Raw genomic sequence first — 10,009 nt, 5'->3', positions numbered from 1 at the left:
CAGCTTCATGAACGCCGTTTAATCGGTGCTTATGAAATTTAATTTTCACTAACCTGTGGTTTGTGGGTATTCAAATAAAACTTTGATTTTTCTCTAGTTTTGAATACAACTTCTTTGTTGGTATCAATATTCTCAATAACAAGTTTAAGCAATGAATCTAAAATGATTGCTAAATCAAGGGATTCAATTTCTAAAAGACTGCTTTCCAGATATAAATTCCATTGAATATTCTTATCTTTGTAAACAAGCATTACCGTGTTAAAAATATTGTTAATAACATTGTTTTCTGTTTCTATAAACTGTGTATTATTTTTGATATTTTGTAGTTTCAAGCAAATATTTTTTATGTTCTGATTTTGCTTCTCTTTATTTAAAATAAGAAGAACATTTTCTAGACAATGTTTTAATTTTCTATTTTCATCATTAATACTTTTTGTTGCCTCAATGAAAAATTTCATATTTTCGAATTCAGAATATTGAATATTTTTTATCATCTGTTTGTAATTTTCTTCTTTTAAAATGTTGTATAACACATAATTTAGAACCAACAAAACAGATAAACTAATCAAGAATATAAAATATGTTTGTTGGTCAACACGATTAGACACTAAATTTGTAAAGCTATATGCTAAGGTGAAAAAAGAAATAGAAATGATAATAACTAATATGAGCAAGGATTTGCTAAAGGCAAAATTTCTTTTCTTCATAATCTTAGCAGAAAAGAAACTCAATGAACAAAATAACAGCTTGCTGAATAACGAAGTTAAAATGAGTAATCGAGGCGTTGAAAAAATAAGTGATATACTTGTATGAAATATATTTTGAAACAGAAATAATGAAAATATATTTGAGATGATAATTAATGTTTCAACATATAGTAGTAAGAATATAATTTCAATAGAGGAATTACTAGAATACCAGTAACATATTAAAAATGCGATAGCATTGATAAGAAATAGTGAAATCTGATCAATATGAGTAAGATATGATGACACTGTTAAAATAACCAATGATGCTATAAATAAAAAATAACTATGTAAAAGTTTGTATTTTTCGTTTCTGTTTATACATTGTGATACAAAATATACATATCCTAACGATTCAAAAAAGTTAACAACAAAATCCCCCATAATATAACCTTATCCTCCATCCCTCAAAAATTGCATCCACTTTTCATGAATGTCTTTTATCTTTCTACGGCTGATATAATACTTTTCTTCACTATTTAAAGTTATTTCATCTTTATGAATATCAGATACAAAATTCAAATTTATAATATCAGATTTATTGATCTGAACAAAAAATGGTGAAAGATCCATAAGTATATCTTTTAAGTTCATTCTTGCTTCAAATTGTTTATCGTTGTAATAAAAAACACATTTGTCACTTATTTTAGAAATGACTTTGATATCTCTTTGAACAAGAGAATATTCAATGCCGAATGATGAGATTTTAATTGTTTTATTTTTATTCATATAAAATTGCAGACAACGATCAATTTCGGATATTCCCTTATTATTCAAATCCTTCTTTAAAATATACGAAAATGGTGAAACAGTGAAGGAATTAAATACATATGTTGTGTAAGAACTAATAAACATAATAATAATGTCAGTATTAAATTTTCTAATTTGATTGCATATACTGATTCCATTATATTAATTAATTTCAACATCTATAATAAGCAAATCAAATGAATGAATGTCTACCAATAACTGCTCAGGTGAAGAAAATGTAGAGATTGAAAAATCATTTATACCTATTTTATTAATCCTTTCACCTATAATATCCTTAACTTCATCCATAAAAATAGAATCATCATCTATTATCGCAATTTTCATTATATTAATCTTCCTTTCACCTAAAGTGTTTTCTAATCAATCAAACAATCCTATCACCTGTTTACATCTTAAAAAAATCAATCACTTTTTTCAACACTGGTACCACAAACGGAATAATTCTAATATGAATGGCACATGAACCATTTAGATTAGAAATTTACCTTTTAGTTCATTCATATTGAAATATAGATTAGATCCAATATACTAAAAATGAATTATATAGGAGGTGTAGACAAAATGATGAAAAGGTTGTATTTTTTCACAAAGATTTGCTTTTTTATAGTTGTAGTATCTGTTTCCATATATTTGAAAGAAAAATATTATCTTACTTACATAGTGCCATCAGTTGCATTTGACACAACAAATTATATTATTCAATTCAATGAGTTTTCAAACGTCCTTATAGTGGGTAGTTTATTACTGCTAATTATATTCTTTATTTATTACAGAATAAGTATACATTTATCTTATGTTACATTACTAGATAAAACAGTCTTGTTTTACTTTTTTATTTATTTTATTACTGTACTAGTAACTCGTTTCTCTTTTTATGAATATTCTGGAGATTTATGTCAATTGACTTTTATATTATCTTCTATCACATTTTTACAATATGATTTTTTAGGAATTTTACCCCTCGGAATAGTTCTCTATGCCCCGATAATATATTTATTCTTTAATATAAAAACAAAAGAAATAGTCATCTCATTTAAACTAAATATTGAACATGCCCTCACTAAAGATTGTAAGACAACTAAGCAAAAAGGGACGATTAAATCATAATTAATTTAATCGTCCTTTTCGTTACATCATATAATTTATCTTTTACAAAAGAGAATTATTTCACCAATGAGAATGCAAATACCACAACACCTAATATAACTAGAATAATACCTGTTACTCTATTTAATGTTTCTGGAGTCGCTTTATTCGCAAAGCGTGCTGCAATTCTTGCCCAGATGTATGTAAAGATAACACATAGAATCCATACACCCCAGTCAGGTGTCCCACCAATCGCAAAATGAGATACAGCACCTGTTAAGGCAGTGAATGTCATAATAAAGACACTTGTTCCTACTGCTGTTTTAAGTTCATAGCCTAATACAGAAGTAAGAATAAGAAGCATCATCATACCTCCACCTGCACCAATGAAGCCACAGATAAAACCAATAATAACACCACAGACCACTGACTGAATGGCTCTTTTTTTAGGAGAGACTGCTTCCATAGATTCTTTTGTTGTCATAACTGGTCTAAGGATAAACTTTACACCAAGAAGCATTGTCATAAAGACTGAGAAATTACCCATAGTGGTTGCTGGTACTAAACTAGAGACATAGCTTCCTACTACTGTAAAACATAATACAGAAACCATCATGATTAAACCGTTTCTAATATCTAGATTCTTGTTTTTACCATATTCATAAGCAGAAACTGCACTTGCAAGTACATCTGAAGATAAAGCAATCCCTACAGCCATATAAGGATCCATTCCTAAGAAAGTAATCAACATTGGACTGATCACAGCTGCAGCACTCATACCTGCAAAACCAGTACCTAATCCTGCACCCATACCCGCAAAGAATGTAACAAGAATAGTCATTAACACTGTCATATTATTGATTCTCCAATATCCTATCAAGATTATCTTCCATGATTTCCATACCTTTAAATAATATTTCTTTCATAGAATTATCCATGTTATTAAATAATGTGTCTTTAAAATCTTTCTGAACTAAGCGTCCTTTTTCTATAATAGAATCTGCCTTAGAAGTACATACAAGTTCTGTCTTTCGGCGATCTCCTGCCACTTCTCTTCTTTCTAGATACCCTTCTTTTACAAGTTTATCTACATTTATAGAAACAAGATTGGCTTTAATTTTTCTTACTTCTACAATATCTCTTGCTGTCTTATATTGAGGATTATTCGATAAAAACATCAATATATCAAAAGCTGTTTGTGGTAATTTGATTTCCTGACATAGTGGTTTACACATTACACTATATGCATGAGCCATTTTATTTGGAAACTCTATATTGAAATACATGCTCTTACCTTCTTTCATATTTAGATAGTTCATTTATGAATTATTATAATCTTATGCTCTAAGAAGTCAATAAATGATACTATATTTTTGTCTTCAGATAAAAAAATAGGAGACATTACAAGAATATCTCCTACTTTTCATCCTTTATACAAAGAGTAGAATACTCCTTTTCTTTCTAGAAGATCATTAAAGGTTCCTGACTCTGCAAGAGTCCCATGATCTAGTACGAGTATTTCATCGAATCTCTCTAGTAAATTTTCTTCTAATCTATGAGTAATCATGATACATGTATTATTTCTGTTCAATAGATTCTTTTCTACTTCTTTTGCAGTTACATGATCTAAGTTAGATGTGGGTTCATCATAGATCAATAAATCTGTATTCTTTAATAAAGTTCTTGCAATACTGATTCTCTGTTTTTCTCCTCCAGAGATATTATTCCCATTTTCATTGATGACAGTATCTAATCCATCAGGTAATGATTCTACAAAATGATCTAATCCTGCCTCATGTACAATTTGATTAACCTGTTCTATTGAATAATCATTATAATAAGTAATATTGTTTTTTAGTGTATCATTGAGAATAGGTGCATTTTGATGAACCATGGATAAATGAGAGTAAACACTACTCATATCAATTTCATTGAGATTTACATCATTGATAAAGATATTTCCTTTATAGTTATCATAGTAATTTAAAAGAAGCTTAACGATAGTGGACTTCCCACATCCACTATTACCGACAATCGCATACTTCTTATTTTTAAGAAATTCATAGCTAAAATCATGAATGATCTCTTTGTTTTCAGTATAACCAAATGATATATGATCCATAGTGATTTGATTTAGACCATTTATTTTAATTCCAGTTTGAACCATTTTAATATCCATATATTCCTGTAATTTAAGTTCAATAGGTTTTGTGCTCTTTAATAATGGAAGTTCACTAGATAATCGTCCTAGAGGATTCGCAATATTGTTTACAAGTTGTGTGATTGCCATCATTTCACCAATAGTAATTTGATTCTTGATGACAAAATAGAGTGATATAAGTGTTGTCATAACACTTACACCAAGTGATGATAAAGTTGAAAAACCTGCTATAATTCCTTCACAATATCTAAAGTTTTCCATACTTTCTTCATATATATTATCTGCATGATCAAAGTCTTCTATTACTTTATGAGTCACCTGGAAACATTTGATGATTTCAAAAGAATTGAATAAATCCTTAATCTTCACATTCAAATCACTGAATTTATTAATAGAATCTATCTGCTTATGGGATAATATTTTACCTAATAATACAGGTACAAATATCGCAATCACATTAATCAATATGATTATGACAGCAAGTTCAAATTGGAATGAGATGACTGCAATTAAACAAATGAAAAATTGAGATAAGTCAGAGATGATTGTGAGAAGATTATCAAAATAATTCTTTTCAAGTATCTTTAAATCATTATTAAATATGCTCGTATAGACTGAACTGTTTTCCTTATTGAAGTCTTTGATACTCTTTGAGAATATGCCTTTAAATAAATCATGTTTCAAAGACAACATGACTTTCTTGAGGAATTTTGCTTTAAAGAAACCTCTTAGTATATGAAGAGTAAAATTAATGATGATAAAGAAAATAGTAAGAATCATCACATGGTAAAACTGTGTAATATATTTTGCGGTTGAGGTATCAATCATTCTTTTGAGAATATTAGCTAAAAAGACAGACATAAGACCTGCTGTTGAAAACAAAATAATGCAAATAGAAAAATAAAAGAGACTTGATTTGATATATTTCTTCATATTAGATTGTACCTCCCTTATCTATCGATATATCTTTATTAAGTATAAAACTATCTGTAAACACAATCTACACTTTTGAATAAATCGAAAAAAAAAGAAACCTGCGAATAGGTTTCTTAAGATACTTCTTTATGATGATTCATTGCTTCTATAACTTCTTGTTTTTTTACTTCATAAGCATCACCTGTATGCTCATCTAAAATATCAAGTGCTTTTTGATAGTGACCTTTTCTTACATAGTAATCAACATAATTGACTTGTACTGCTTCACTATCTGCATACTGACTTAAGTAATCAAGAATCACTGATTCTTCTTTACCTGATTCTATAAGTAAATCCAACCCGTATTTTGTCCAACGTTCATAAATAACCTTTTGGAGTTCTCTGTCATCATAAAGAGATGAATAGAGAATCTTCTGATGAATAAGGTTGAACTTCAAATCATAGAACTGCTTACTATCAAAATCATTTAAGAGTACTGGATCAATCACACCTTCATAAAATGGGAGGCAGCAGTCACTATAAAGTTCCTTCACTGCATTAAAGGCTTCTTCACTAGAAGGATAGATTTTTATAAGTTGTCTCAAATACTCATGGATATCTGTAAGGATTTCATAGACTTCTTTCTTCGGATCTAAATATGTGACTTTACAAAATGCGCAGGCAATAAGCGCATGTGCTGTCTTGTAATCACGTTTTGATATAAGTTTACTTAAAGAGATACGAAGATACTTTTTCAACTTCTTTAAAAGTGTTGGTATATGATCTTCATTATCATCTATCAGTTCTACTAGATAGTCTAAGTATTTATCTTGAATTGTAGTTGTTTCAATAAGATCATTAAAGCGTTGCTGTAAAGATTCGTTAAATCTCATTTCATTAAACAGGAGCTGTTCTAATTGATCTCTTGGAAGTGTATGAATACGTTCTTTGAGTTCTTTTATAAACTTGATATCTAGTTTTTCTTTGATATCATCATAATTTTCACAATCACTACATGCAAGAAGTACAGCTGCCATATGCTTACAATGATGTCCTTTATTGGCATAAGGACAATCACAATACATACCAGTGACCTGTTCATCCTTTAAATCTATAGTCACATGATAATCTTCTGATCCTTCTACTACAGCCGCAATACCATAAGGTTCCTGATAGAGTTTCTTGATCTTCTTCTTATAAAAATAATCATAACCACGCTTTAAGATAACATCTGTAAACTGATCTGCCCAATCCATTATATTGAGATTTAAACAAGGTGAAATCTCCTCTTTCAACTTAAGTAAATCTTCATCTTCTTGATGATACTTTAATCCAAGTTCAACGACTTCAAGCGCTTTATTAGAATTTCTATTTTCTAAACATATCTTCGCATATCCCGTAAACACAGGTGGATAATTATGATGTGTATCAAGGAAATGAAGAATATCCTGATGGGACTGATGTGCTTCCTGCAACATCTTTAATCCTATGCTTATCCAGCGAGAGTATTGCATACGTCCAACCCAGTTATCTTTCAAAGCATCACTGCCTAGAATCATATGATTCACAATACGAAACTTGTCTTCATATAATTCTGTTTCATTAAAACATTCTAGAAAGACTTCAGTGAGATACTCTTCATCTTCTTTCTCATACTTATGGAAATGGTATTCTCTTTCAAATACATCTAATAAAGTCTTCTTATTATGACTGTAGGAAACGATTATTTTCAAATCATTTTTAAGCTCTTCTAAGAAATCATCTTTTTCTTCAGGTATAGATGAAATAAGATAGAATGTTTCAAATACCAAATTAAGTGATCCAAGAGAGTCTTCTGTTATTGTAGGAAGAATTGAACGTTTATAGGAAATGAGTTTATTGATCATCTGTTTATAGCTTCGACTCTCTGTAATAATATCTCTGATTACAGATTTATACTTTTCATCAGTATAGACTTCTTGAAAATAATGAAATTGATATGTCTGTTTAGGATCATAGGCATAAAGAAGTGCTGCAATATGTTCACAATATTCATCTTCATTTTCACAGCTGCAATCCATATCTTCTATCATTCCATCACGTAAATAAACAATAGAGTAATAGTCATCATCGTCAAATATGCTTCCTTTGATTGCATATTCATTATGTTGAATGTCTTCTACTGCACCACTTTGGTACAGTTCATATCCTCTCTTTAATGTTCTTGGAGTGAACAATTGATTCCATCTTATTTTATCCATAAATGTACCTCTCTTATAATTAATTATAGCACACTTAATTCATCTTTCTTCTTCAATATACGATATGCAATTAAACAGATAATAACTGATAATAATGATCCTAAAGGAGCTGCAAGTCCCATCGGGAATAAATTATGAGGATAAATATGAGAGGCAATATAAGAACCTGGTACTCTGACTAATGAAATAGCAATAATATTGTGAATAAAGCCAATATAACTCTTTCCATCTGCTGCAAAGTAACCACTAAAGCTAAAGTGAATCCCTGCAAATATTGTATCAATAATATAAGAACTGATATATTGTACACCTAGTAAGATTACTGTAGTATCTTTAGTAAATAATCCAAGAAGTGTAGGTGCAGCACATTCTACAATCAAAGCAACAATGATTCCATAAAGAGTAGTAATTATAACCGCATATTTTAATACTGTACGAGCACGTCCGTAGTCTTTGGCACCGATATTTTGTGCAGATAAAGCTGATACAGTCGCAAGCATTGTAGAAGGAATAATAAAGATGGCAGTGATCATCTTTTCTACAATACCTACTGCAGCGGCATCATTTAATCCACGGCTATTCGCTATAATAGTAATGATTATAAAGGCAATCTGAATACATCCATCCTGTATTGCGACAGGAAAGCCTACTTTTAGAATATGTTTAAATACCTGAGATTGAAGATGAAGGTCTTCTTTTTTGATATGAATGTCAGAAGTACGATATTTCATCGAAATGAGTGCGATAATAACACTCACGCTTTGTGATATAGTGGTTCCAAGTGCTGCCCCTATTGGTCCCATATGAAATAATCCAATAAAGATATAGTCTAAGATAATATTTAATAAACAGGCAATCGCAATAATATACATAGGGCTTTTAGAATCTCCTAAGCCTCTATATATAGAACTGATGATGTTATAGGCGGTGATGAAAGGAATTCCTATAAAACATATAACAAGATACTGTACAGTTCCAGTCATTGCTTCTTGTGGTACATTGAGTAACACAACAAGTGGTTTTACACAAATAAGCAACAGAAGAGTAGAAATGATAGAAATGCATGCAAAGAGTGTAATTGTATTACCTATCGTTCTTTCTACTAATGTATGATTCTTAGCGCCAACTGCATGACTGATAGAAACAGTAACCCCCATAGCCAGTCCTACAAGAATTGCTGTCAACATATGCATGACCTGACTTCCATTAGAAACAGCTGTAATTCCATCTACCGCATTAAATTGCCCAATGATAAATAAATCAGCCATACCATAGAGTGTCTGTAAGAAATAAGATAATAGATAAGGTATCGCAAAAAATGCGATATGTTTTAATATATTTCCTGATGTAACGTTATTTTCCATATAAGTCCCCCTTTGTAATCTGAATAGTATCATTAGGTTATATACTATGTAATTGCAAAAGTCAATAAAAAATATAGGTTTTCCAACGCCCATTTGTTGTCTTTTACCTATATTTTTATTTTATCTCAGCAATAATAGTCACACATTTACAGGAAAATATATAGTGACTTTGTCATGACTCAATTTCTTGCATAATTTCCTATTATTTCTTATACTATTAACGGGGTGATTGGATGACTTATACAATTAAACAGGTATCAGAAATGATGTCTTTACCTGTTTCTACTATTCGTTATTATGATAAGATGGGTCTCATTCCTTTCTTAGAAAAGAATGAATCAGGTTATCGTATTTTTAAAGAAAAAGATATTTCTATGCTGCGTATTATTGAATGTTTCAAGAATACAGGTATGAGTATTTCTGAAATGCAACAATATGTAGAAATGGTTAAACGTGGTGATGAATCATTAGAAGAACGTTATCAACTCTTTGTGAGAAGAAAAGAGATTGTATTAGAAGAAATGCGACAATTAGAAAAACAACTAGAAACAATTGATCATAAACTCTGGTATTATGAAACTGCTATAAAAGCAGGTACAGAAGATATCCACAAAAAATAATCCTCTCGTGTTACAGAGAGGATTTTTTGGGGTCTTTAATTTTTGTGGGGGTCAGACCTTCGCTCTAAATATTTGGGGGTCTTGGAAACAGCACCTTTAAATCTGT

The 10,009-nt window shown here is 30.0% G+C and carries 9 protein-coding genes; 1 reads left to right on the top strand and 8 read right to left on the bottom strand.

Annotated elements, in window-relative coordinates:
* Positions 1-38 precede the first annotated feature (38 nt).
* The 8 genes from ABUA27_RS10705 to ABUA27_RS10670 form a co-directional block, all read right to left on the bottom strand.
* The gene (locus ABUA27_RS10705; RefSeq protein WP_349820693.1) at positions 39-707 is read right to left on the bottom strand and encodes a hypothetical protein; all 669 of its coding nucleotides are present in this window, start codon (positions 705-707) and stop codon (positions 39-41) included.
* A gap of 432 nt (positions 708-1,139) precedes the next feature.
* A complete protein-coding gene (locus tag ABUA27_RS10700; RefSeq protein WP_349820692.1) occupies positions 1,140-1,475 on the bottom strand; it encodes a LytTR family DNA-binding domain-containing protein in 336 nt (111 codons plus the stop codon).
* A 183-nt stretch (positions 1,476-1,658) separates the two neighbouring features.
* Positions 1,659-1,841, bottom strand: a complete 183-nt coding sequence (locus ABUA27_RS10695; RefSeq protein WP_349820691.1) for a hypothetical protein — start codon at positions 1,839-1,841, stop codon at positions 1,659-1,661.
* A gap of 838 nt (positions 1,842-2,679) precedes the next feature.
* Entirely contained in the window at positions 2,680-3,456 is a 777-nt protein-coding gene (locus ABUA27_RS10690; RefSeq protein WP_129982354.1) for a sulfite exporter TauE/SafE family protein, read from the bottom strand.
* A gap of 1 nt (position 3,457) precedes the next feature.
* Positions 3,458-3,907 (bottom strand): MarR family winged helix-turn-helix transcriptional regulator, encoded by a 450-nt coding sequence (locus ABUA27_RS10685; RefSeq protein WP_349820690.1) that lies wholly within the window; start codon positions 3,905-3,907, stop codon positions 3,458-3,460.
* A gap of 119 nt (positions 3,908-4,026) precedes the next feature.
* Positions 4,027-5,697, bottom strand: a complete 1,671-nt coding sequence (locus ABUA27_RS10680) for an ABC transporter ATP-binding protein (protein ID WP_349820689.1) — start codon at positions 5,695-5,697, stop codon at positions 4,027-4,029.
* A 116-nt stretch (positions 5,698-5,813) separates the two neighbouring features.
* On the bottom strand, positions 5,814-7,919 hold the full coding sequence (locus ABUA27_RS10675; RefSeq protein WP_129981997.1) for an SWIM zinc finger family protein: 2,106 nt from the start codon (positions 7,917-7,919) through the stop codon (positions 5,814-5,816).
* Between the two features lie 23 nt (positions 7,920-7,942).
* A complete protein-coding gene (locus ABUA27_RS10670) occupies positions 7,943-9,283 on the bottom strand; it encodes an MATE family efflux transporter (protein WP_129981998.1) in 1,341 nt (446 codons plus the stop codon).
* Between the two features lie 233 nt (positions 9,284-9,516).
* On the opposite strand from ABUA27_RS10670, the gene ABUA27_RS10665 reads away from it, so the two are divergent.
* A complete protein-coding gene (locus ABUA27_RS10665; protein WP_006505079.1) occupies positions 9,517-9,903 on the top strand; it encodes a MerR family transcriptional regulator in 387 nt (128 codons plus the stop codon).
* The last annotated feature ends 106 nt before the right edge of the window (positions 9,904-10,009 follow it).

This window comes from Catenibacterium sp. RTP21428st1_D7_RTP21428_210409 (assembly GCF_040227455.1).
Taxonomy (GTDB): domain Bacteria; phylum Bacillota_I; class Bacilli_A; order Erysipelotrichales; family Coprobacillaceae; genus Catenibacterium; species Catenibacterium mitsuoka_A.
The sequence above is the reverse complement of the archived record's forward strand: the minus strand, read 5'-3'. Positions and strand labels throughout refer to the sequence as shown.